20 protein-coding genes are annotated in these 20,913 nt (G+C 59.9%); 9 read left to right on the top strand and 11 right to left on the bottom strand.

What is annotated here, in order from left to right:
- Positions 1-71 precede the first annotated feature (71 nt).
- On the bottom strand, positions 72-236 hold the full coding sequence (locus ACEN8Z_RS03190) for a DUF1328 domain-containing protein (RefSeq protein ID WP_008002172.1): 165 nt from the start codon (positions 234-236) through the stop codon (positions 72-74).
- A 71-nt stretch (positions 237-307) separates the two neighbouring features.
- Positions 308-595 carry a hypothetical protein gene (locus ACEN8Z_RS03185; RefSeq protein ID WP_495596747.1) on the bottom strand — a complete coding sequence of 96 codons (288 nt, stop codon included), beginning with the start codon at positions 593-595 and terminating at the stop codon, positions 308-310.
- 438 nt (positions 596-1,033) lie between these two features.
- Between ACEN8Z_RS03185 and algB the strand changes: the two genes are divergently transcribed.
- Both algB and ACEN8Z_RS03175 read left to right on the top strand, forming a co-directional pair.
- Positions 1,034-2,380, top strand: a complete 1,347-nt coding sequence (algB, locus tag ACEN8Z_RS03180; protein WP_495596746.1) for a sigma-54-dependent response regulator transcription factor AlgB — start codon at positions 1,034-1,036, stop codon at positions 2,378-2,380.
- 10 nt (positions 2,381-2,390) lie between these two features.
- Positions 2,391-4,181: a KinB sensor domain-containing domain gene (locus ACEN8Z_RS03175; protein WP_495596745.1), complete on the top strand. Its 1,791-nt coding sequence runs from the start codon at positions 2,391-2,393 to the stop codon at positions 4,179-4,181.
- A gap of 7 nt (positions 4,182-4,188) precedes the next feature.
- Here the strand turns inward: ACEN8Z_RS03175 and ACEN8Z_RS03170 are convergent, their stop codons facing one another.
- The 7 genes from ACEN8Z_RS03170 to ACEN8Z_RS03140 form a co-directional block, all read right to left on the bottom strand.
- A complete protein-coding gene (locus ACEN8Z_RS03170) occupies positions 4,189-5,802 on the bottom strand; it encodes an EAL domain-containing protein (RefSeq protein WP_495596744.1) in 1,614 nt (537 codons plus the stop codon).
- A 76-nt stretch (positions 5,803-5,878) separates the two neighbouring features.
- On the bottom strand, positions 5,879-6,658 hold the full coding sequence (locus tag ACEN8Z_RS03165; protein WP_495596743.1) for an N-acetylmuramoyl-L-alanine amidase: 780 nt from the start codon (positions 6,656-6,658) through the stop codon (positions 5,879-5,881).
- Positions 6,659-6,761: 103 nt separating this feature from the next.
- Complete coding sequence (locus tag ACEN8Z_RS03160) at positions 6,762-8,762, bottom strand: GGDEF domain-containing protein (protein WP_495596742.1); 2,001 nt, start codon at positions 8,760-8,762, stop codon at positions 6,762-6,764.
- Positions 8,759-9,637, bottom strand: a complete 879-nt coding sequence (locus ACEN8Z_RS03155) for an endonuclease/exonuclease/phosphatase family protein (protein ID WP_495596741.1) — start codon at positions 9,635-9,637, stop codon at positions 8,759-8,761. The genes ACEN8Z_RS03160 and ACEN8Z_RS03155 overlap by 4 nt, the downstream gene beginning before the upstream one ends.
- 14 nt (positions 9,638-9,651) lie before the next feature.
- Positions 9,652-10,293, bottom strand: a complete 642-nt coding sequence (locus tag ACEN8Z_RS03150; RefSeq protein WP_495596740.1) for a thiol:disulfide interchange protein DsbA/DsbL — start codon at positions 10,291-10,293, stop codon at positions 9,652-9,654.
- Positions 10,294-10,493: 200 nt separating this feature from the next.
- Positions 10,494-11,123, bottom strand: a complete 630-nt coding sequence (locus ACEN8Z_RS03145; protein WP_007989426.1) for a c-type cytochrome — start codon at positions 11,121-11,123, stop codon at positions 10,494-10,496.
- 45 nt (positions 11,124-11,168) lie between these two features.
- Positions 11,169-11,459, bottom strand: a complete 291-nt coding sequence (locus ACEN8Z_RS03140; RefSeq protein WP_008002190.1) for a c-type cytochrome — start codon at positions 11,457-11,459, stop codon at positions 11,169-11,171.
- Between the two features lie 190 nt (positions 11,460-11,649).
- Between ACEN8Z_RS03140 and yihA the strand changes: the two genes are divergently transcribed.
- Positions 11,650-12,294: a ribosome biogenesis GTP-binding protein YihA/YsxC gene (gene yihA, locus ACEN8Z_RS03135; RefSeq protein WP_008002192.1), complete on the top strand. Its 645-nt coding sequence runs from the start codon at positions 11,650-11,652 to the stop codon at positions 12,292-12,294.
- 406 nt (positions 12,295-12,700) lie between these two features.
- Here yihA and polA read toward each other — a convergent pair whose 3' ends face one another.
- Positions 12,701-15,505 (bottom strand): DNA polymerase I, encoded by a 2,805-nt coding sequence (gene polA / locus ACEN8Z_RS03130; protein ID WP_495596739.1) that lies wholly within the window; start codon positions 15,503-15,505, stop codon positions 12,701-12,703.
- 74 nt (positions 15,506-15,579) lie between these two features.
- Between polA and ACEN8Z_RS03125 the strand changes: the two genes are divergently transcribed.
- Positions 15,580-15,867: a DUF2782 domain-containing protein gene (locus ACEN8Z_RS03125; RefSeq protein ID WP_007989414.1), complete on the top strand. Its 288-nt coding sequence runs from the start codon at positions 15,580-15,582 to the stop codon at positions 15,865-15,867.
- A gap of 60 nt (positions 15,868-15,927) precedes the next feature.
- Positions 15,928-16,878 (top strand): homoserine kinase, encoded by a 951-nt coding sequence (locus ACEN8Z_RS03120; RefSeq protein WP_495596738.1) that lies wholly within the window; start codon positions 15,928-15,930, stop codon positions 16,876-16,878.
- A gap of 49 nt (positions 16,879-16,927) precedes the next feature.
- Here ACEN8Z_RS03120 and znuA read toward each other — a convergent pair whose 3' ends face one another.
- Positions 16,928-17,848, bottom strand: a complete 921-nt coding sequence (gene znuA, locus ACEN8Z_RS03115) for a zinc ABC transporter substrate-binding protein ZnuA (protein ID WP_495596737.1) — start codon at positions 17,846-17,848, stop codon at positions 16,928-16,930.
- Positions 17,849-17,914: 66 nt separating this feature from the next.
- Between znuA and zur the strand changes: the two genes are divergently transcribed.
- From zur to ACEN8Z_RS03095, 4 genes are read left to right on the top strand one after another with little or no spacing between them, the layout of a single operon-like run.
- Positions 17,915-18,397: a zinc uptake transcriptional repressor Zur gene (gene zur, locus ACEN8Z_RS03110; RefSeq protein ID WP_008002200.1), complete on the top strand. Its 483-nt coding sequence runs from the start codon at positions 17,915-17,917 to the stop codon at positions 18,395-18,397.
- A complete protein-coding gene (gene znuC / locus ACEN8Z_RS03105) occupies positions 18,397-19,182 on the top strand; it encodes a zinc ABC transporter ATP-binding protein ZnuC (protein ID WP_007989407.1) in 786 nt (261 codons plus the stop codon). Before zur ends, znuC begins: the two co-directional genes overlap by 1 nt.
- Positions 19,175-19,963: a zinc ABC transporter permease subunit ZnuB gene (znuB, locus tag ACEN8Z_RS03100; protein ID WP_204932720.1), complete on the top strand. Its 789-nt coding sequence runs from the start codon at positions 19,175-19,177 to the stop codon at positions 19,961-19,963. The genes znuC and znuB overlap by 8 nt, the downstream gene beginning before the upstream one ends.
- Before the next feature lie 37 nt (positions 19,964-20,000).
- Complete coding sequence (locus tag ACEN8Z_RS03095) at positions 20,001-20,717, top strand: PA5502 family lipoprotein (protein ID WP_495596736.1); 717 nt, start codon at positions 20,001-20,003, stop codon at positions 20,715-20,717.
- The last annotated feature ends 196 nt before the right edge of the window (positions 20,718-20,913 follow it).

Genomic DNA, 20,913 nt, shown 5'->3' with positions numbered 1-20,913 from the left:
GTCCCGACCCCTTGGTCTTGCGCCAGCCTTCCTCTGGTGGCGCAGCCAGTGTATTCAACAACCCTCTCATATCAGCCTCGACCGCGACGGCCAAAGAAAAAGGAGGCAACGAACATCACCAGGAACACGACGAACAGAATCTTGGCGATCCCCGTGGCGGTGCCCGCGATACCACCGAAGCCCAGTACGGCGGCGATGATGGCGATGATCAGAAATGTGATTGCCCAGCTCAACATGGTGATTCTCCTTACGCATCTGTTTAGAGGTGCTGCGTTTCCCGGCGCATGGGGTGCGGCGGAAGTTTTGCCTAGAACACCCAACGCTCTTGATGACGCATCTCACCCACAGGCCCGGCCTGGTCGACATCCATCATGCGCATCGGGGTGCTATCGGCCTGACCGCTGCTGACAGCACTGAAATGGGTTTGGGTTGGATAATGAATCGACAGACATGGCGCTTCCGGCTGCTGACACTGCTCCCAGCGCAGAAACTGCTGGCCGCCGATCAGGGTGATCAACAGCGCCAGAACAGCAAACACCCCTTGCTGGATATGCACAGGCGAGAGGTACAGGTGGGCGGCACGTTGACGGTTCATCCTGAAGCTCCTACCGATCGGGTCGGTATTCGATAACGGGCGTTTGTTTTTGAATGCCCTGGTCAACCAGACAATTGCAGCCTGCATGCCAGCCTTGATTTGAATTAATTTTCTTCAATATCAATACCTTATGATCTACAGAGAAATCACTTCGCACGCATCCTGCACGATGCCTCTCGTACGGCCGTGCGTATTGCACGATTCGTTTGAGGGAAGGCGTAAATTTTTTGAATTGAGAGGAAGCCGCGGATGTCAGAAATACACACAGGCTGTTGTAAGAAATCGGGCATCTATTAACGGACCCGCAGAATCAGCCGGCTAACCGATACATGGGATGAAAGCTACCCTGCCATGACGGGAATGGCTCAGAATCAATCATGCAACTTGCCCGATTTCTCCAGCACCAAACCAAGATCATTCATTAAGGAGCGTAGGAAAATGGAATCAGCCACTGAGCATCAAGGCCGCATTCTGCTAGTGGATGATGAGTCCGCCATCCTGCGTACTTTCCGTTATTGCCTCGAAGACGAAGGCTACAGCGTGGCCACCGCTACCAGTGCCGCGCAGGCAGAAGCCCTGTTGCAGCGACAGGTCTTCGACCTGTGCTTCCTCGATTTGCGTCTGGGTGAAGACAACGGCCTCGATGTGCTGGCCCAGATGCGTATCCAGGCACCCTGGATGCGGGTGGTGATTGTCACCGCGCACTCAGCCGTTGACACGGCGGTGGATGCGATCCAGGCCGGTGCCGCCGACTATCTGGTCAAACCGTGCAGCCCGGATCAATTGCGGCTGGCAACCGCCAAGCAACTGGAAGTGCGGCAATTGTCGGCGCGCCTGGAAGCCCTGGAAGGTGAAGTGCGCAAGCCCATGGATGGTCTGGACTCCCACAGCCCGGCCATGAAAGTGGTACTCGAAACCGCCCGCCAGGTTGCCACGACCGATGCCAATATTCTGATTCTTGGTGAATCCGGTACCGGCAAAGGCGAACTGTCCCAAGCCATTCACGGCTGGAGCAAACGCGCGAAGAAATCCTGCGTCACGATCAACTGCCCGTCGCTGACCGCCGACCTCATGGAAAGCGAGCTCTTCGGCCACAGCCGCGGCGCTTTCACCGGTGCCAGCGAAAGCACCTTGGGCCGAGTCAACCAGGCTGACGGCGGGACGCTGTTTCTCGACGAGATCGGCGACTTTCCTCTGACATTGCAGCCGAAGTTGCTGCGTTTTATTCAGGACAAGGAATATGAGCGCGTCGGTGATCCGGTGACCCGCCGCGCCGATGTGCGCATCCTTGCGGCCACCAACCGCAACCTTGAGGACATGGTCCGCGACGGTCGTTTCCGTGAAGACCTGCTCTATCGCCTGAATGTCATTACCTTGCACCTGCCGCCACTACGCGAACGCCGCGAAGATATTCTCAACCTCGCCGATCGTTTCCTGGCGCGCTTCGTCAAGGAATACGCCCGTCCCGCGCGCGCCTTCAGCGACGAGGCCCGGGAAGCGCTGCTGAGCTATCGCTGGCCCGGCAACATCCGTGAGCTGCGCAACGTGATCGAGCGGGCGAGCATCATCTGTCCGCAGGAGCGGGTCGAGATCAGTCATCTGGGCATGGCCGAAACCCCGGTCAACAATGCACCGCGCATCGGCGCGGCACTGAGCCTGGATGAGCTGGAAAAGGCCCACATCGGCGCGGTCCTTGCCACCGCCGACACGCTGGATCAAGCGGCCAAAATCCTGGGCATCGACGCCTCGACGCTGTACCGCAAACGCAAGCAGTACAACTTGTGAGCAATAACCGATGAAACTGGCGATGAAATTGCGGACCCGGCTTTTCCTGAGCATCTCCGCACTGATCACCGTCGCGTTGCTTGGGCTCTTGCTCGGGCTGGTCAGCGTGATGCAGATGGCCGGCAGCCAGGAAGTGCTCATCCGCAACAACTTCGTCACTCTGGACCTGGGGCTCAAGCTGCGTCAGACCCTGGGTGATCAACTGATCATCATGCTCAGCGAGAAACCTGACTCCGCCGCTTTCGCCGCCTCGAAGCAGCATTACTTCGAACTGCTGGAGGAAGGCATCGCCCAGGAACCGGCGGAGACCGGCAGCGAGTACGGCTTCAGAAAAGCCAAGGCCGACTACGAGCGCTTTATCCAGGCTTATGAAACGTCCCCGGACCCGTCGAATGTGCTCAGCAGCCACGACAATCTGACGGAAAAATTCAACGCGCTACGCAATGGCCTGATCGCCGAGCACAAGCGCGCACTGGATAACATTAACGATACCGAGCGCCAGGCCCGAGAGCGGGCACTGCTGATTGCCGGGTTGCTTGGCCTGGTGGGGCTGGCGGTGCTGATCATCGGCTTCGTGACCGCGCAGGCCATCGCCCGGCGCTTCGGGGAGCCCATCGAGGCATTGGCCAAGGCGGCGGACAATATCGGCCAAGGCAATTTCGATGTCACCCTGCCGATCTCTTCTGCGGTGGAGATGAACCAGCTGACCCGGCGTTTCGGGATCATGGCCCAAGCGCTGCGTGAACATCAGGCCACCAACGTTGATGAACTGCTGGCCGGGCAGCAGCGTTTGCAGGCCGTACTCGACAGCATCGACGACGGACTGCTGATGATCGACCGTCAGGGCCATTTGGAACACCTTAATCCCGTGGCCCAGCGCCAATTGGGCTGGGAGTCCGATCGCCTGGGTCAAGGGTTGGGTGCGGCGCTGGAGCGCCCCGAACTCGATGAGCAGCTGCATCTGGTGCTGCGCGGCGGCACGCTGGAACGGGCGCCGGAAGACCTGAGTATCGAAGTCGACGGCGAGTCGCGACTGCTGACCTATAGCCTGACCCCGGTCAGCCATACCCAGGGCCATATTCTCGGTGCCGTGATGGTGCTGCATGACGTCACGGAACAGCGGGCCTTCGAACGGGTGCGCAGCGAATTTGTATTGCGCGCCTCCCATGAATTACGCACACCGGTCACCGGCATGCACATGGCATTCGGATTGTTCCGTGAGCGCGCACACTTTGCCCCGGATTCCCGGGAAGCCGACCTGCTCGATACCGTGAATGAAGAGATGCAGCGGCTGATGCAGTTGATCAATGACCTGCTGAACTTCTCCCGCTACCAGAATGGCTTGCAGAAACTCAGCCTGGCACCGTGTTCCATCGAGACTTTGCTGGAACAGGCCCAGGCACGCTTTGCCACACCGGCCCAAGAGAAGGAAATCAGTCTGCTGGTGGAAGTGCAGGGGCCATTGCCGCGGTTGCAGGCCGACCAGCCACAATTGGACCGGGTACTCGACAACCTGCTCGACAACGCCTTGCGTCACACCGGTTCCGGCGGACGGATACGCTTGCAGGCCCGGCGCCATGGCGACCGGGTCATTATCAGTGTCGAGGACAATGGCGAAGGCATTGCCTACGGTCAGCAGGGGCGGATCTTCGAGCCGTTCGTGCAGGTTGGACGCAAGAAGGGCGGGGCCGGACTCGGCCTGGCATTGTGCAAGGAAATCGTGCAATTGCATGGCGGGCGGATGGGCGTCTATTCACGGCCGGGGCAGGGTACTCAGTTCTACATGGCACTGACCGTTTAGGTCACCGTCACGCTTCGTCATCCAGGCGCCGGCCGGCCAGACGCCGCCCCCGGGTAATCAGTTCAATGAACTGCACTGCGCTCAGCGCGCGGGCGAACAGCCAGCCCTGGCCGAACTTCACGCCTTCACTGCTCAGGAACTCGGCCTGGGCCTCATGTTCAATGCCTTCGGCAATCACCTTCAGGTGCAGTGACTGGGCCATGTGAATGATGTGCGGGGCCACACCGCTGCTGGCGGCGTCATGACCCAACGCATCAATGAACGCCTTGTCGATTTTCAGGCAATCCACCGGCAGGGTTTGCAAATAAGCGAGACTGCAATAGCCGGTACCAAAGTCGTCGATCAACACCTGGTGCCCGACATCCCTCAGCGATTGCAGGTTTTCCCGGGCTACCACCACATCGACCAGCCCGCGCTCGGTGACCTCAAAGGCAATTTGCCGCGCGGCGACGCGGTGCAGGGTCAGCAGCCGCGCCATCACCTGGCCGATCCGCGGAACCATCACGTCACACGCCGCGAGATTGACCGAGATGTACAGTTGCGGATTGGCACGCAGCAACTGTCCGAGCTGCTCGAGCAGGCGTTGCAGGACGAAGTCTGTCATCTGGCGAATTTGCCCGGTGTTCTCCGCCATCGGAATGAACAGGTCAGGACTGGTCAGGGTGCCGTCTGGTCTGCGCCAGCGCAGCAGCGCTTCAGCCCCGACACAGTTGCGGCTATCGAGGTCGAAGATCGGTTGATACAGCACCTGCAACTCGCCACGGCGAATCGCGCCGGCCAGTTCGGCGTCCAGCGACTGCCGCTGGCGCACCAGCAGAAACACCAGGAACCCAACGCACGTGCCCAGCGCGATGCTGGCCGGCAGCAACCACCACCAGACCGTCGGGATATGCATGCCGCTGCGCGGGCTGATCAACACCAATTGATACTCCGGGTTGTCGGTGGGCATGCGGTAAATCAGGCGTGTCTGGGTGATTTGTAGCGCATCGCGGTTTTTCGGTGGCCAGACCTTGGCCGGCGGCCAAACCTGAGAAACACCCAGCACCGGAATCGCCCGGGCGCCATGGTCAAGGACCACCAGCAGGCTGCTGCCCGGCGACAGGTCGACCATATCGGTCAAATGCCCGCGAGAGGTCGCGACCCGGAAATTCCCGCGCCCGAGCATCAGTGCGGCGCGGTTTTCATCGGGTTCGGTGGTGGTGTTGAGCCAATAGCTGTAAGTCGGGCCTTTGATGTCTGGTGACCGACTCAGCGACAGCCCTTCCTGACGAGGGCGATTGGAGCAGATTCGCGAGGAGTCCATGTAGGCGGCTTCGTAGACGAAGCGATAATTGAACGAAACCTGTTGCAAGGTTGCGATCATTTCAGCATCGCAACCGCGCAACGGTTGCGCTTCAAGATCGTCAAGGCTTTCACGCAGTTGCCCGAAGAGCTGTTCCAGGCGGGCGAGAAAGCGTTCACCCTGAGCATTCATTTCTTCGCTTTCGTTTTGCTCGACCTGGTGTATGGCGACGAACAGGCTGCCGGCCATCAATAACGTTGCGCTCAGGGCAGTAGACATCAGCCCCAGGAACCAGGGGCGATGGAACCAACTACGGAAGGTCTCTCGAGCAGCAGTCATTGTGGAATATCCGAAGGATTACCAATGAGTTATAGCTGCTGATTGGGAAAACGCCCGGACCGTCGGGCGGGCGTCATTATTTTGTCTGATTCAACACCAAAAGAATTGCTGCAGTTTGCGCATCCGGAGTGCCATCGAAGCGCGCCGGGCGAAAATGCATCTGGAATGCCGCTATCACATGTCGTGTCGCGACATCGAGCTCGCCGGTTTGTGGCGAGGCATAACCCAGGTGGGCCAATTGCGCCTGAAACCAGCTGATGCTCGGCAACTGTTCGGCGAACTGCATTTGCTGGCGCGCCACCGACTGTTCGTTCGGCCAAATGCCCAAGCCTTCGGCGGCCAGACGCTTCCAGGGGAACAGCGGCCCCGGGTCCAGCTTGCGAAACGGTGCAATATCGCTATGGCCAACGATGTCGCGCGGCCTTATGCCATGACGCTTGCTGATGTCCTTGAGCAACACGATCAACGACTGGACCTGATCCTCGGTGTAGGGATACCACACGCGTCCAGTCGGGGTGTCCTTGAACCCTGGATTGACGATTTCGATACCGATGGAACTGGAATTCAGCCAGGTCCGGCCATTCCACTCGCTCTCCCCGGCGTGCCAGGCCCGCACATTTTCATCCATCAGCTTATAGATGGTGGCGCCCTTGTCGTCGCCGATCAGGTAATGGCTGCTGACTTCACCGTGGGTCAGCAATTGCAACGAACGCTCCAGCGAGGCATTGGTGTAATGCACCACCACAAATTGCACGCGGCTATCGTAATTGGCCGATGGGTGGCTGGTGTCATAACGGGGACCGCTGGTACAGCCGGCCAGCATTATCAGTGACACGATCAGAGCAAAATATTTCATGGCGGAAGGCAGTACACACAAGACAATAATGCAACAGTGTAACGTAATGCCTTGCGGACTGACGGCAATCGCATCGAATTAAACAAAATAGAACAAATGATACTCAGCCCGGTTCCACCCGGTTTCGGCCTGCATTTTTTGCGCGATACAGTGCCTGATCGGCTCTTTTAAGCGCTTGATCGCCATGCTCACCCGACCTGAACGCCGTCATTCCGATAGACACGGTGATGGTCACCGGCTCTCCCTTGAAGTGGAACGGGCAGGCCTCAATGGAGGCACGCAAGCTTTCCAGCAACTTCAGTCCCGCCGCCGGCACTGTGGCTGGCATCAACAGTACAAACTCTTCGCCGCCAAACCGGGCAATGAAATCCGTCCCGCGCAGACGCTTGCGCAACACGCTGGCGATGATTTTCAACACTTTGTCACCTGCCAGGTGCCCGTAGTTATCGTTGATGCGCTTGAAATGATCGAGGTCGAGCATGGCCAGCAGCAGCGTGTTGCCATGTTGCTGCCATTGTTTGACTTCATGATCCAGGCGCTCGCTCCAGGCCGCGCGGTTGGGCAGCCCGGTCAACGGGTCGACCAATGCCTTCTGACGTTGCTCTTCAAGGTGCTCGCGGTAACCCTGGGCCTCCTGCTCCATATGGGCGACGCGCTCGGCCAGGCTGTGCAGGCGCGCGCCGACCTCTTGCTCGCGCTCATCGCGCTGTTTCTGGTGCTGGTCCATGGTACCCAGCAAGCCTTCGAGATGGTTTTCCAGGACGTGCTTGAGATCTTCCAGGTCCGCGGCTTCCTGCATGCTGCTTTGCAAGCCATCGACCTGTTCGCGGATCTGCGTGTCCATCTGCCGCGCGGCCGACCGATTGTCGGCGTGTCCTGCGGTGGCGGCCTGCAAGTTGCTCTGGAACGATTCGAGGCGCTCGTTCAGTCGTTGCAGATAGGCTTCGAACTCATGCTGGCCGCTGTCGGTAATGGCCAGCATCAACGTGGCGAAATCGTCGAGGATCGGCAGCAATTCGTACCAGTTCAGACCGTTCTTCAGACGATCGCGCATGGATTCGGCTTGCGGGCGATGACGCTCGGGCAATGTCAGGTCGTCGAGCAGCCCCAGCAGCGTGTCTTCGATGTGACTGGCCACCGAGCTGTAGGAGGGCTCGGGGGAGTCCGGGAGTGCGTAGAGAATGTCGTGTTCGGATGGCGCCTGATCGACGACGGCCACATCCACTGTCGGAGTCGGAGGTAAGGGCACGTTATCTGGCGATGCTTGCGCGGTCAGCTCGTCAGGGTTTGTTTCCCACTCAGGGGGCGCCGCGACGGTTTCCGGGGTCGGTTGCTCGGCCGATTCGATTTCTGCCACGACTGCCGGAGCAGGCGCAGCCACGGCTGGCTCGGTCGGTGCGCAGGTGTCTTCAGCTCGCTCAGCAGCGGGCACCTCGCAGATTGCCGGCTCTACCACGACCGGGGTCGACTCGATAATCGCCGCAGGGTTCTCAGCTACAGGGGCAGCCGGCGCTGATACCAACTGCGAGGCTGAGGCCTGGACAGGAGAAGTAGCCGTTGTGGCCACCATCTCCTCCGCTTCACGACCGCCGAACAACCGCTGCAGCAAGCCCGGCCGACCGTGCTCCGTCGGGGTCTCCAGCTGGTTCAAGGCCTTGCCTTGCAAGCCACTCAGCTCGCTGAGCAACAACGGTATCTCACGTGCCTGACTGACCCGCGCATCCAGTTGCCTGGCGAAAGTCTTGAGTGGCCGGCTCACATCCCGTGGCAGCGGCAATGTTTGCAACTGAGTGACCAGCGCATTCAGGGCGGCACTGGTCTGGTTGATCCGGGTTTCCCGACGCTGCTCGGAGTCGAGCACGGCTTTTTCCAGGCGTGGAATCAGGGCGGCCAGGCCGGCGTCCATGTCATCGGTGCGCACGACCTCACGCATTTCCTTCATGCATTGGTCAACTGCGCGGTCAGTCCCTTCCGCCGCCAGGGTACTGCGCACCAGCCCACGGCGCAGCAAGTCGAGCCGCGCGTCCCAGCGACGTTCGAGCTTTTCCTGTTGTTCGATGCTTTTGAGGTATTTCTCTTTCCAGCGCTGTGCTTCGTCGCTCATTCATGGGATCCGCGAAGGGCAGGACTCAACGCGGGCAATGCATCGGCCGTGAGCGAACCCGGCAGACGAATTTCTACCGCGACCGGCAGGTGATCGGAAATGGGCTGTGCCAACACCTCGACTTTTTCCAGGGTCAGGCTCGGGCTCAGCAGGATATGGTCCAGGCAGCGCTGTGGGCGCCAGCTGGGAAATGTCGCCTCCATTTGCGGCGCAAGCAGACCGAGATCGCGCAACGCGGAGTTTTGCAGAAGGTCACTGGCATGGGTGTTCATGTCGCCCATCAGTACCTGGTGTTTGTATTCGCCAATCAACTCGCGGATGTAGGCCAGTTGCAGGCTGCGCGCCCGGGCGCCCAACGCCAGGTGCATCATCACCACTACCAGCGCTTCCGGGCCTTCGCCGAACCTTACCAGAATGGCTCCGCGCCCCTTTGGCCCCGGCAACGGATGATCTTCAATGGCCCACGGGCGCAATCGGCTGAGCACGCCATTGCTGTGCTGGGCCAGGCGACCGAGATTGCGATTGAGTTGTTGATACCAGTAGGGAAAGGCGCCGAGCTGGGCCAGGTGTTCGACTTGATTGACGTAGCCTGATCGCAGGCTGCCGCCATCGGCTTCCTGCAAGGCGACCAGATCGAAGTCGCCCAGCAGATTGCCGATTTTCTGCAGATTGTCGGCTCGCCCGGTGTGCGGCAACAGATGCTGCCAGCCCCGGGTCAGGTAATGCCGATAGCGCTCGGTACTGATGCCGACCTGGATATTGAAACTGAGCAAGCGCAGACGACTGTCTGCGGGCAGGCCCGTGGACTCCAGATGATGCTCGTTGACCCGCGGATCATGCAGGCCAACGATGCGTTCAGTACCCCATCGGCGCATGGCAGTGACTGCCCTTAGTTGACGGCAGCCTTGTTAGCCGCTCGCTCTTTGTCGATCAGTTTGTCGGCCAGTTGCAGGGCCTGTTCGGCACCGCCGGCGGAGCCCACGTCAAAGCGGTACTTGCCGTTGACGATCATGGTTGGAACGCCGGAGATTTCGTACTTCTTCGCCAGCTCTTTAGCCTTATTGATCTGGCCCTTGATGGCGAACGAATCGAAGGTGGCCAGGAACTTGTCCTTGTCCACGCCTTGGGTAGCGAGGAAGTCGGCCATGTCATCCTTGTCGGTCAGTTTCTTGTGTTCTTTCTGAATCGCGTTGAATACCGCGGCGTGAACGTTGTGCTCGACACCCATGGCTTCAAGGGTCAGGAACATCTGGCCGTGAGCATCCCACGCGCCACCGAACATGGCTGGGATGCGCACGAAGTTCACGTCCGTAGGCAGCTTCTCGACCCACGGATTGATCACCGGCTCGAAGGCGTAGCAATGCGGGCAGCCGTACCAGAACAGCTCAACCACTTCGATCTTGCCAGGCACGGCGACCGGAACCGGATTGCTCAGCTCGACAAAAGGTGCGGCGGGGGCTTCAGCGGCCTGGGCAGTCATGCCGAACAGGCTGGCAGCGGCAAAAACGGCGCTGATGATCAGATTACGCATGCTTTACTCCTGGACAAATTTTATCGCCTCGCGCGACTTGTTTTCAGACAGATCCTGACGGGCTTGAGTTCTGTAGTGTAACGGCAGCGGCCACAAAAAAGGGCGGCCAAAGCCACCCTTTTTATACTCGTTGCAACGGATTAATCGAGCGTTAACATTGCAGGCGATAAGCACCCAGTCCAACGCCCGAACCGCCGGCCTTAGTGCAGGCCTTGAATGTAGCTGGAGACCGCGGCGATGTCTTCGTCGCTCAGCCGCTTGGCGATGGTCTGCATGGTTTTGGCATCGCCATCGTTGGTGCGGCCACCGTCTTCCTTGCGGAAATCGGTCAGTTGCTTGGCGACGTATTGAGCGTGCTGGCCACCCAGGTGCGGGAAGCCGGCAGCCGCGTTACCTGCGCCATTTGGCGAGTGGCAGCCGGTGCAGGCTGGCAGGCCCTTGGCCATGTCACCGCCACGGAACAAATTCTCGCCGCGCTTGACCAGCTTCTCGTCGGCGGCCCCGACGCTGCCTTTCTGGCTGGCGAAGTAGGCGGCGATGTCCGCCAGATCCTGATCGCTCAGGTTGGTCAGCAGGCCGGTCATTTCCAGTACGGTGCGCTTGCCCGACTTGATGTCGAGCAATTGCTTGGTCAGGTAGCGTTCACCCTGACCCGCCAGTTTCGGAAAATTTGGCGCCATGCTGTTGCCATCCGGACCGTGGCAGGCGCCACATACGGCGGCTTTTGCCTGGCCAGCTGCTTTGTCACCAGGTTTTACTGGCTCACCTGCAGCATGGGCCATGCCGGAGATGCCCACGGTCAACAGCAGACTCACGATCAATTTGTTCATCAGCTAATCCAACTACGGCTAAGGGTTAAGAGTTATGGACCGGGCTTACTCGCTCATCCAAAGGATGATGGCTTGGTAATCCTCGGCACTGCAGTCCATGCACAAACCACGCGGCGGCATCGCCTTGAAACCCTGGGTCACGTGTTGCACCAGCGTCTCCATACCTTTCGCCAACCTCGGCGTCCAAGCTTCCTGATCGCCTTTTTTCGGCGCCATGGGGAGTTGGCCGGAATGACAGGCACCACAAACACGGTTGTACACAGCTTCCGGATCCTGTGTAGCCTGAGCGCTGTAAAGCGGCATCAAGACACCGGCAGCTAGCAGCCATTTCGTCATAAAACGACCTTTCAGGGTTGAGAGCGAGCTGCGTTCTAGTGCGCAATCAAGGTCTGTCGCTCTCGTGAACTTCATCCTACGCTGGGACAAAGCGCACACAAAATCTGCGGCATTATATACTGGCGTCACTGAAACGGAAGCGACACTGCTTGCCGCGCCCATTCCTGGCGCCGCCCACATCGGAAATCCCATGCAACTCAAGAATCCCATCCTCGGTCTGTGCCAACAGTCCACCTTCATGCTCAGCGCCGCCAAAGTCGACCAATGTCCGGATGACGAGGGCTTCGAAGTCGCCTTCGCCGGGCGTTCCAACGCCGGCAAGTCGAGTGCCTTGAACACCCTGACTCATGCCAGCCTGGCGCGCACCTCGAAAACCCCGGGGCGCACACAGCTGTTGAACTTCTTCAAGCTAGACGATGAACGCCGTCTGGTCGACCTGCCGGGCTACGGTTATGCAAAAGTACCGATCCCGCTCAAGCAACACTGGCAGCGTCACCTGGAGGCGTACCTGGGTGGGCGCGAGAGTTTGAAAGGTCTGATCCTGATGATGGACATCCGCCATCCGATGACCGATTTCGACCTGCTGATGCTCGACTGGGCCGTGGCTGCCGGCATGCCGATGCACATTCTGCTGACCAAAGCGGACAAGCTGACCTATGGCGCAGCCAAGAACACGCTGCTCAAGGTTCAGGCGGAAATCCGCAAGGGCTGGGGCGATCTCGTGACAATTCAGCTGTTCTCGGCCCCAAAACGTATGGGCCTGGAAGATGCCTACACAGTGCTGGCAGGCTGGATGGAACTGGCGGACAAGGGTGCCGAGGTAGAAGCCCAGTAAGCCACGAAAACTGTCTGGGACGTCCCCCAGGCAGTTTTCTGCGGGCAAAAAAAACCCCGGACTTCTATGGGGAGGGGGAAGTTCCGGGGTTCAAGCTCTAGACCGCTAGGGCGGGGTCCAGATATCTGCCAACACTTAACACAACATAGGAGCATCGAAGGGCTTCACCAGCCATTCAGTAACTCTGAGTGGTGGTTCGCAAGATTAGTTCAGATTTTTTTCAAATGGCTTTGGAATAACTCTGATAATTTTCCGGACCATGCGATTTGCGCCCTTCTGCCGCGGCACTATGCCGCAGCAGAACACGACATTTTTCTGTAGGAGCGAGCTTGCTCGCGATGGAGTGTCAGACACATCGATTTCGACTGAGATTCCATCGCGAGCAAGCTCGCTCCTACAGGAAGGCTCAGTGAGCCTCATCCCAGTTATTTCCAACACCCACTTCGACCAGCAACGGCACATCCAGTTTCGCGGCTTCGCTCATGTGCACGCGAATTTCATCGCGAACCTGGTCGACCAGGTCTTCTCGCACCTCAAGCACCAGTTCATCGTGCACCTGCAAGATGACTTTGGCGTCAAGGCCAGACGCGGTCAGCCAGTTATCCACCGCGACCATGGCTTTCTTGATGATGTCCGCAGCGGTGCCTTGCATCGGGGCGTTGATCGCCGTGCGTTCGGCGGCGGCACGTTCCTGCGGCTTGTTGGAATTGATATCCGGCAGGTACAGGCGACGGCCGAAGAACGTCTCGACATAACCTTGCTCGGCGGCCTGGGCGCGCGTGCGGTCCATGTACTGGCGAACGCCGGGGTATCGGGCGAAGTACGTATCGATGTAGGCCTTGGCGGTCTTGGTGTCGACGCCGATGTCCTTGCCGAGCTTCTGCGCACCCATGCCATAGATCAGGCCGAAGTTGATCGCCTTGGCGCTACGGCGCTGGTCGGAGGTCACGTCGGCCAGTTCGACCTTGAACACTTCCGCGGCGGTCGCGGTGTGCACGTCAAGATTGTGGCGGAAGGCGTTCATCAGCCCTTCATCCCGGGACAGATGCGCCATGATCCGTAACTCGATCTGCGAGTAGTCCGCCGCCAGCAGCTTGTAACCGGTCGGGGCCACGAAGGCCTGGCGGATGCGACGCCCTTCGGCGGTGCGCACGGGAATGTTCTGCAGATTTGGATCGCTGGAGGACAGGCGCCCGGTGGATGCCACAGCCTGATGATACGAGGTATGGATCCGCCCGGTACGCGGGTTGATCTGCTCCGGCAGTCGATCGGTGTAGGTGCTTTTCAGCTTGCTCATGGTGCGGTATTCCATGAGCACCTTGGGCAATCGATAGTCGTCTTCCGCCAGTTTGGCCAGCACTTCTTCGGCAGTGGACGGCTGGCCCTTGGCGGTTTTCTTCAATACCGGCAGGCCAAGCTTCTCGTAAAGGATCACGCCAAGTTGCTTGGGCGAACCGAGGTTGAATTCCTCGCCGGCAATCTCGAAGGCCTCACGCTCCAGCGCTACCATCTTGTCGCCCAGTTCGATGCTTTGCACGCCCAGCAAGGCGGCGTCGACGAATGCGCCTTGGCGCTCGATACGCGCCAGCACCGGCACCAACGGAATTTCAATGTCAGTCAGTACGCTGGCCAGGCTCGGAATGGCCGAGAGCTTTTCGAACAGGGTCTGGTGCAGACGCAAGGTGATATCCGCATCTTCGGCGGCGTAAGGCCCGGCCTGCTCCAGGGCGATCTGATCGAACGTCAGCTGTTTCACGCCTTTGCCGGCGATGTCCTGGAAGCTCACCGTGGTGTGGTCCAGATACTTCTGCGCGAGGCTGTCCATGTCATGGCGCGTGGCCGTGGAGTTGAGCACGTAGGACTCAAGCATGGTGTCGAAGGCGATGCCGCGCACGGTGATGCCGTTGTCCTGATCACCGCCGATGGCGCAGTTGGCCAGGATGTTCATGTCGAACTTGGCGTGCTGGCCGACCTTGAGCTTGTTCGGGTCTTCCAGAATCGGCTTGAGCGCGCGCAGGACCGTGTCACGATCCAGCTGCTGCGGCACGCCGATGTAGGAATGGGTCAACGGGATGTAGGCCGCTTCGTTAGCCTGAACCGCGAACGACAGGCCCACCAGTTGTGCCTGCTGCGCGTCGATGCCGGTGGTTTCGGTGTCGAAGGCAAACAGCTTGGCGTTGTTCAGTTTTTCCAGCCAGGCATTGAACCGCGCCTGATCGAGAATGGTTTCATAGGCGGCTTCAGCAGGGGCGGCCGGTGCTTCGGCCTCTGATTCGCTGAACAGATCGGCGGCCGGCGCAGGCTCGGCGGCAGCGCTCAGTTCCAGGCGTTTGGCGTCGCGATCAAGGTCGTTCAGCCAACTCTTGAACTCCAGCAGGCTGTACAACTCGTAGAGTTTCGCCTGATCTTCCTCGCCCATTTGCAAGTCGTCGAGGCCAATATCCAGCGGCACGTCAACCTTGATGGTCGCCAGTTGATACGAAAGGAAGGCCATTTCCTTGTGCTCTTCGAGCTTGGCCGGCAAGGTCTTGGCGCCGCGAATCGGCAGGGTCGGCACGATGTCAAGCTTTGCATAGAGCTCGGTCAGGCCGCCGTTCACACCGACCAGCAGGCCTGAAGCCGTCTTCGGGCCGATACCCGGAACGCCCGGAATGTTGTCGGAAGAATCGCCCATGAGCGCCAGATAATCGATGATCTGTTCGGGAGCGACGCCGAATTTCTCCTTCACGCCCTCCACGTCCATGCTGCTACCGGTCATGGTGTTGACCAAGGTAATGTGGCCGTCGACCAGTTGCGCCATGTCCTTGTCACCGGTGGAGATGATCACCGGACGATCCGCCGCCGCGCTACTGCGGGCGAGAGTGCCGATTACGTCATCGGCCTCGACGCCTTCGACACACAGCAATGGGAAGCCCAGGGCGATCACGCTCTGGTGCAGCGGCTCGATCTGTACGCGCATATCGTCAGGCATGCTCGGACGGTTGGCCTTGTATTCGGCGTACATGTCATCGCGAAAAGTCCCACCCTTGGCGTCGAACACCACGGCGAACGGACTGTCCGGATATTGCTTGCGCAGGCTCTTGAGCATGTTCAACACGCCCTTGACCGCGCCGGTCGGCAGGCCTTTGGACGTGGTCAGCGGCGGCAGCGCGTGAAAGGCGCGGTACAGGTAAGAAGAACCGTCCACCAGGACGAGGGGGGCTTGGCTCATGAGCAGGATCAACCTTTTCGGCGGGTCCGGCGCTAGAATAGCGGGACCGTTGACGACAAAGGGACAAGGTTATCATGCGCACACCAAATCGCCTGTTGCTGGCTGGCTTGTTTGCAATCGCCCCATTGGCCGTCATGGCGGCGGACGATGCGCCGACACCGGAGCCAGATGTCACGATCCGCACGGAAGGGGACAAGCTCATCCAGGAATACCGCCAAAACGGCTTTCTGTATGCGATCAAAGTCACGCCCAAAGGCGGCAAGCCGTATTTCCTGGTACGCGCCGACGGATCAGAAGGTAACTTCATCCGCTCTGATTACCCGGATATGCTGATTCCGGCGTGGGAAATTTTTAAGTGGTAAGTCGTCCTTAACTTTAATCGGCGCTGGCTCAACAGCAGCGCCCGTACTGGCAGTTTAAACATGTCTGTGTTCACCCCCCTGGCTCGGCCCGAGCTGGAAGCTTTTCTCGCCCCTTATGGCCTCGGCCGCCTGCTTGATTTCCAGGGGATTGCCGCCGGTAGCGAAAACACCAATTTCTTTATCAGCCTGGAGCAGGGCGAATTTGTCCTGACCCTGGTCGAGCGCGGTCCGGTTCAGGAAATGCCGTTCTTCATCGAGTTGCTCGACGTGCTGCACGGCGCCGACCTGCCGGTGCCTTACGCCTTGCGCACCACCGACGGCGTGGCCTTGCGCGAACTGGCGGGCAAACCTGCATTGCTGCAACCGCGCCTGGCCGGCAAGCACATCAAGCAAGCCAACGCGCAACATTGCGCGCAGGTCGGTGGGTTGCTCGGCCATCTGCACCTGGCGACCCAGGCCAACATGATCAAGCGCAAAACCGATCGCGGTCTGGACTGGATGCTGGAAGAGGGTACGCAGTTTTTGTCGCACCTCGGTGCCGAGCAGAAAGACCTGCTGCAGCGGGCACTGGAAGAAATCACCCGGCAGAAAGAAAAAATCCTGGCACTGCCGCGGGCGAACATTCACGCCGACCTGTTCCGCGACAACGCGATGTTCGAAGGCACACACCTGACCGGGCTGATCGATTTCTACAACGCCTGCTCCGGGCCGATGCTCTACGACGTGGCGATTGCCTTGAACGACTGGTGCTCGGACGACGATGGCGTGATCGATGGACCGCGAGCGCGGGCCTTGTTGGGTGCTTACGCGGCCTTGCGACCGTTCACCGCTGCCGAAGCCGAGTTGTGGCCGACCATGCTGCGGGTGGCTTGCGTACGGTTCTGGTTGTCACGCTTGATCGCGGCGCAGGCGTTCGCCGGGCAGGATGTGCTGATTCACGATCCGATGGAGTTCCAGTTGCGCCTGGCGCAGCGGCAGACGGTCAATACGCCGTTGCCTTTCGCCCTTTAAAGGCTTTGACCTGTGGGAGCGAGCTTGCTCCCACAGGGTTTGGTGTCGGTTACAACGACTCCAGGCACCCCGCCAGATCATTCCCCAATTTCTCCAGCACCTGCTCATAGCCCTGGGCAGTCGCCGGCGTGTACCCGCCCAGCGCATCCAGTTCAGCCAGCTTCACCGGCAAACCCGCCACCAGGGTTTCCGCCAGGCGCGGACGCAGCGGCGGTTCGCTAAACACGCAGGTCTTGCCGACTTCCTGCAAACGCGCGCGCATCGCCGCGACATGCTGGGCACCGGGCTGCACTTCGGCCGCGACGCTGAACACACCCGCGTGCTTGAGGCCGTAGGCATCTTCGAAGTAGTCGAAAGCTTCGTGGAACACGAAGTAGGGTTTGCCCTGAACATCGGCCAGGCGTTTCTTCAGGCGCGCATCCAACGCATCGAGGCGCTCGTCGAAGGCTTTCAGATTGCGTTGATAGCGCGCGGCATTGTCAGGATCGGCGGCACTCAGGTCAGCGGCCATTTTCGTGGCGATGACCTGGGCGTTAACCGGCGACAACCACAGGTGTGCATCCAGGCTGCCAGGACGGTGATCGTGGTCATGTTCGTCGGCTTCTTCGGCGTGGGAGTGGCTATCTTCGGCAAAGCGGCGCAGCTTCATACCTGGCAAGTCCTGCACGGCGACGCTGGGCAGCGCACGACCATTGAGCACGCGTGGCAGAAAACCTTCCATGTCCGGGCCGATCCAGTACAGCAGGTCCACCGATTGCACCTTACGTACGTCGGAAGGGCGCAACGCATAGTTATGCGGCGAGGCACCCGGTGGCAGCAAAACTTCAGGAATCGCCACACCGTCCTGCACCGCTGCGGCGATCAACTGCAGAGGCTTGATGCTGGTAAGGACCTTGACCTCGGCCTGCGCCGAACCGATCAGCAGAAAACTTGCGATAAATGCGACAAAGATAGAAAAAAGTCGGGACACGATGACCACTCGAAGAGGCGAGAACGGGTAACATAATAACGTCTCTCACAAAACTCGTCGCCGCTCATGCTAAAAACACCGATTGCCAGCCGCCCCCACGACCACTCACATTGCGTTCACAGCGCTTTGTCCGAGGCCGATGCCCTGTGCGCACGTCAAGGCCTGCGCCTGACCGCATTGCGCCGGCGGGTGCTGGAACTGGTGTGGCAAAGCCACAAGCCCCTGGGCGCCTACGACATTCTCGCGGTCCTCAGCGAGCAGGACGGCCGCCGCGCCGCGCCGCCGACGGTGTATCGCGCGCTGGATTTCCTGCTGGAAAACGGCCTGGTCCATCGGATTTCCTCGCTCAACGCCTTCATCGGCTGCAATCACCCGGAACATGCTCACCAGGGTCAGTTCCTGATCTGCCGCATGTGCCACGCCGCGATCGAACTTGAGCAAAAATCCATCAGCGACGCGATCATCGCCAGTGCCAGGGATGTCGGGTTTATCGTCGAAGGCCAGACCGTCGAAGTGATCGGTCTCTGCTCGGGTTGCCAGGGGGCTTGATGAGCAACGCGCTGATTCGTCTTGAGCAGGTTGCGGTCACGTTCGCCGGGCAACCGGTGCTGGACAACATCGAGCTGAGTGTCGAACCGGGGCAGATCGTGACCCTGATCGGCCCCAACGGCGCCGGCAAAACCACACTGGTGCGTGCCGTGCTCGGCCTGTTGAAACCAGACAGCGGCAGCGTCTGGCGCAAGCCGAAACTGCGGGTTGGTTACATGCCGCAAAAACTTCACGTCGATCCGACCCTCCCGCTGTCGGTCCTGCGTTTCTTGCGTCTGGTGCCGGGCGTGGACCGTGCGATGGCCTTGGCGGCACTCAAGGAAGTCGGTGCCGAACAGGTAATCGACAGCCCGGTGCAAAGCGTTTCCGGTGGCGAAATGCAACGCGTGTTGCTGGCCCGTGCCTTGTTGCGCGAACCGGAACTGCTGGTACTCGACGAACCGGTACAGGGTGTCGACGTGGCCGGCCAGGCTGAGCTGTACAGCCTGATCACCCGCCTGCGTGACCGTCACGGTTGTGGCGTGCTGATGGTCTCCCACGATTTGCATCTGGTGATGAGCACCACGGACCAGGTGGTTTGTCTCAATCGTCACGTCTGCTGTTCCGGCCATCCCGAGCAGGTCAGCGGCGATCCGGCTTTCGTCGAGCTGTTCGGAAAGAACGCACAAAGCCTGGCGATTTATCACCACCATCACGACCACGCCCACGACCTGCATGGCTCGGTGGTCAAGGCGCCCGCGTCGGGCCAACCCCATGTACACGGAGATAGCTGCAAACATGGCTGATTTTCTGCTCTACGCCCTGCTTGCAGGCTTGGCCCTGGCCGTCGTCGCAGGCCCGTTGGGGTCTTTCGTGGTCTGGCGGCGCATGGCCTATTTCGGCGATACCCTGTCCCACGCCGCATTGCTCGGTGTGGCCCTGGGCTTCCTGCTGGATGTCAGCCCGACCGTTGCCGTGACCGTTGGCTGCTTGCTGTTGGCGGTGTTGCTGGTGACTTTGCAACAACGCCAGCCACTGGCATCCGACACACTTCTGGGAATTCTTGCACCCAGCACGCTCTCCCTGGGCCTGGTGGTACTAAGCTTCATGCACGAAGTGCGGATCGACCTGATGGCCTATCTGTTCGGCGACCTGCTGGCGATCAGTCCGACCGATCTAGCCTGGATCCTGGGCGGTAGCGCTGCGGTACTGGTCTTGCTGGTTGCGTTGTGGCGCCCATTGCTGGCGATCACTGTGCATGAAGAACTGGCCAGGGTCGAAGGTTTGCCCGTGGCGGGATTGCGCCTGGCCCTGATGCTGTTGATCGCCGTGGTGATTGCCGTGGCGATGAAAATCGTCGGCGTATTGCTGATCACTTCATTACTGATCATCCCGGCCGCTGCGGCACAACGTCACGCCCGCTCGCCGGAACAGATGGCACTGGGCGCGAGCTTGCTGGGCATACTCGCCGTGTGTGGCGGGCTGGCGCTGTCCTGGTTCAAGGACACCCCGGCCGGCCCGTCAATTGTAGTCACGGCCGCCGTGCTGTTTCTGCTGAGTTTTGTTCTGCCCCGTCGAGGGGTGTAGACTTGCTCGTTTTTTGCGCAAATAGAGAGTCGCAGGAATGAAGTCGTTCGCCTCCCGTTATCTGCTCCTTGTCGCATTTTCTTTGCTGCTGGGCGCCTGCCAAAGCACGCCACCGGCGGCCACCGAGGCCGCCGATGCACGGGCCACGGCCATCGTACAGCTGGAACAAAACATCGCCAGCGATGAACTGGCCACCGCCGAAGACCAGTTGGCAGCCTTGCAGGCCGAATCGCCCAACGATGCGTCCCTTGAGCAATACCAGCGGCAACTGGCCGAAGCCTACCTGCGCCGCAGCCAGATCGTGCTGCAAAAGGGTGACGTGGATGCCGCAGCGACCGCCCTGAGCCGTGCCCGCGCGTTGATGCCCAAGGCTCCGGCATTGACCGGCGGAGTCAACGGCTCGATTGCCGAGGCGCGCAAGGCCGAGCTGGAAAAGGCCGAAGCCGCCCTCAAGGCTGCCGAAGCCAAGCCCAAAGCCAAGGTGATCGATCTGACGGCTGAAAGCACCACAGTCGCGCTGAACATCAACGATATGGGCAAACTGCGTCGCCAGCTGGATGCCATCGCCGCCGATGTGGTGAATTTTCAGTGCGACGTGAGCATTCAGGCGCCGCGCACCAACGATTACCCTTGGCTGGCTAATTTGCTGACTAAACGGGTGAACAAGCTCGATCCTGAGTTTGATCTGAAGCTGGAGCGGCAGATTTTGCGCAGTGTTCCGGCACAGATGGTTCTGACGCCTCGCAAATCTTAAAAACATCGTCGGAGCGCCGCCCGGAGCAAGCTCGCTCCCACAGGGTTTCGGGTTGCACACACCTTTTGTGACCAGCACTTCTCTACTGTGGGAGCGAGCTTGCTCGCGATGGCGGTCGCTCTAGCTCCGCAGATTTTCCGACCGGAATCGCCTTAGCCTTCGCCTCCCCTCCCCCAAATTTAGCCGTTACTTTTTT

Source organism: Pseudomonas sp. Pseusp10 (assembly GCF_059492225.1).
The sequence above is the reverse complement of the archived record's forward strand: the minus strand, read 5'-3'. Positions and strand labels throughout refer to the sequence as shown.

Coding starts and splice junctions, on each gene's coding strand:
- ACEN8Z_RS03165 (WP_495596743.1), bottom strand. CDS start 6,658: ATGAAATATTTTGCTCTGATCGTGTCACTGATAATGCTGGCCGGCTGT.
- ACEN8Z_RS03095 (WP_495596736.1), top strand. CDS start 20,001: ATGAAGTCGTTCGCCTCCCGTTATCTGCTCCTTGTCGCATTTTCTTTG.
- znuC (WP_007989407.1), top strand. CDS start 18,397: ATGAGCAACGCGCTGATTCGTCTTGAGCAGGTTGCGGTCACGTTCGCC.
- ACEN8Z_RS03155 (WP_495596741.1), bottom strand. CDS start 9,637: ATGCGCCGATGGGGTACTGAACGCATCGTTGGCCTGCATGATCCGCGG.
- algB (WP_495596746.1), top strand. CDS start 1,034: ATGGAATCAGCCACTGAGCATCAAGGCCGCATTCTGCTAGTGGATGAT.
- ACEN8Z_RS03190 (WP_008002172.1), bottom strand. CDS start 236: ATGTTGAGCTGGGCAATCACATTTCTGATCATCGCCATCATCGCCGCC.
- ACEN8Z_RS03185 (WP_495596747.1), bottom strand. CDS start 595: ATGAACCGTCAACGTGCCGCCCACCTGTACCTCTCGCCTGTGCATATC.
- ACEN8Z_RS03170 (WP_495596744.1), bottom strand. CDS start 5,802: ATGACTGCTGCTCGAGAGACCTTCCGTAGTTGGTTCCATCGCCCCTGG.
- ACEN8Z_RS03175 (WP_495596745.1), top strand. CDS start 2,391: ATGAAACTGGCGATGAAATTGCGGACCCGGCTTTTCCTGAGCATCTCC.
- ACEN8Z_RS03150 (WP_495596740.1), bottom strand. CDS start 10,293: ATGCGTAATCTGATCATCAGCGCCGTTTTTGCCGCTGCCAGCCTGTTC.
- ACEN8Z_RS03125 (WP_007989414.1), top strand. CDS start 15,580: ATGCGCACACCAAATCGCCTGTTGCTGGCTGGCTTGTTTGCAATCGCC.
- polA (WP_495596739.1), bottom strand. CDS start 15,505: ATGAGCCAAGCCCCCCTCGTCCTGGTGGACGGTTCTTCTTACCTGTAC.
- zur (WP_008002200.1), top strand. CDS start 17,915: ATGCTAAAAACACCGATTGCCAGCCGCCCCCACGACCACTCACATTGC.
- ACEN8Z_RS03120 (WP_495596738.1), top strand. CDS start 15,928: ATGTCTGTGTTCACCCCCCTGGCTCGGCCCGAGCTGGAAGCTTTTCTC.
- ACEN8Z_RS03145 (WP_007989426.1), bottom strand. CDS start 11,123: ATGAACAAATTGATCGTGAGTCTGCTGTTGACCGTGGGCATCTCCGGC.
- znuB (WP_204932720.1), top strand. CDS start 19,175: ATGGCTGATTTTCTGCTCTACGCCCTGCTTGCAGGCTTGGCCCTGGCC.
- yihA (WP_008002192.1), top strand. CDS start 11,650: ATGCAACTCAAGAATCCCATCCTCGGTCTGTGCCAACAGTCCACCTTC.
- ACEN8Z_RS03160 (WP_495596742.1), bottom strand. CDS start 8,762: ATGAGCGACGAAGCACAGCGCTGGAAAGAGAAATACCTCAAAAGCATC.
- ACEN8Z_RS03140 (WP_008002190.1), bottom strand. CDS start 11,459: ATGACGAAATGGCTGCTAGCTGCCGGTGTCTTGATGCCGCTTTACAGC.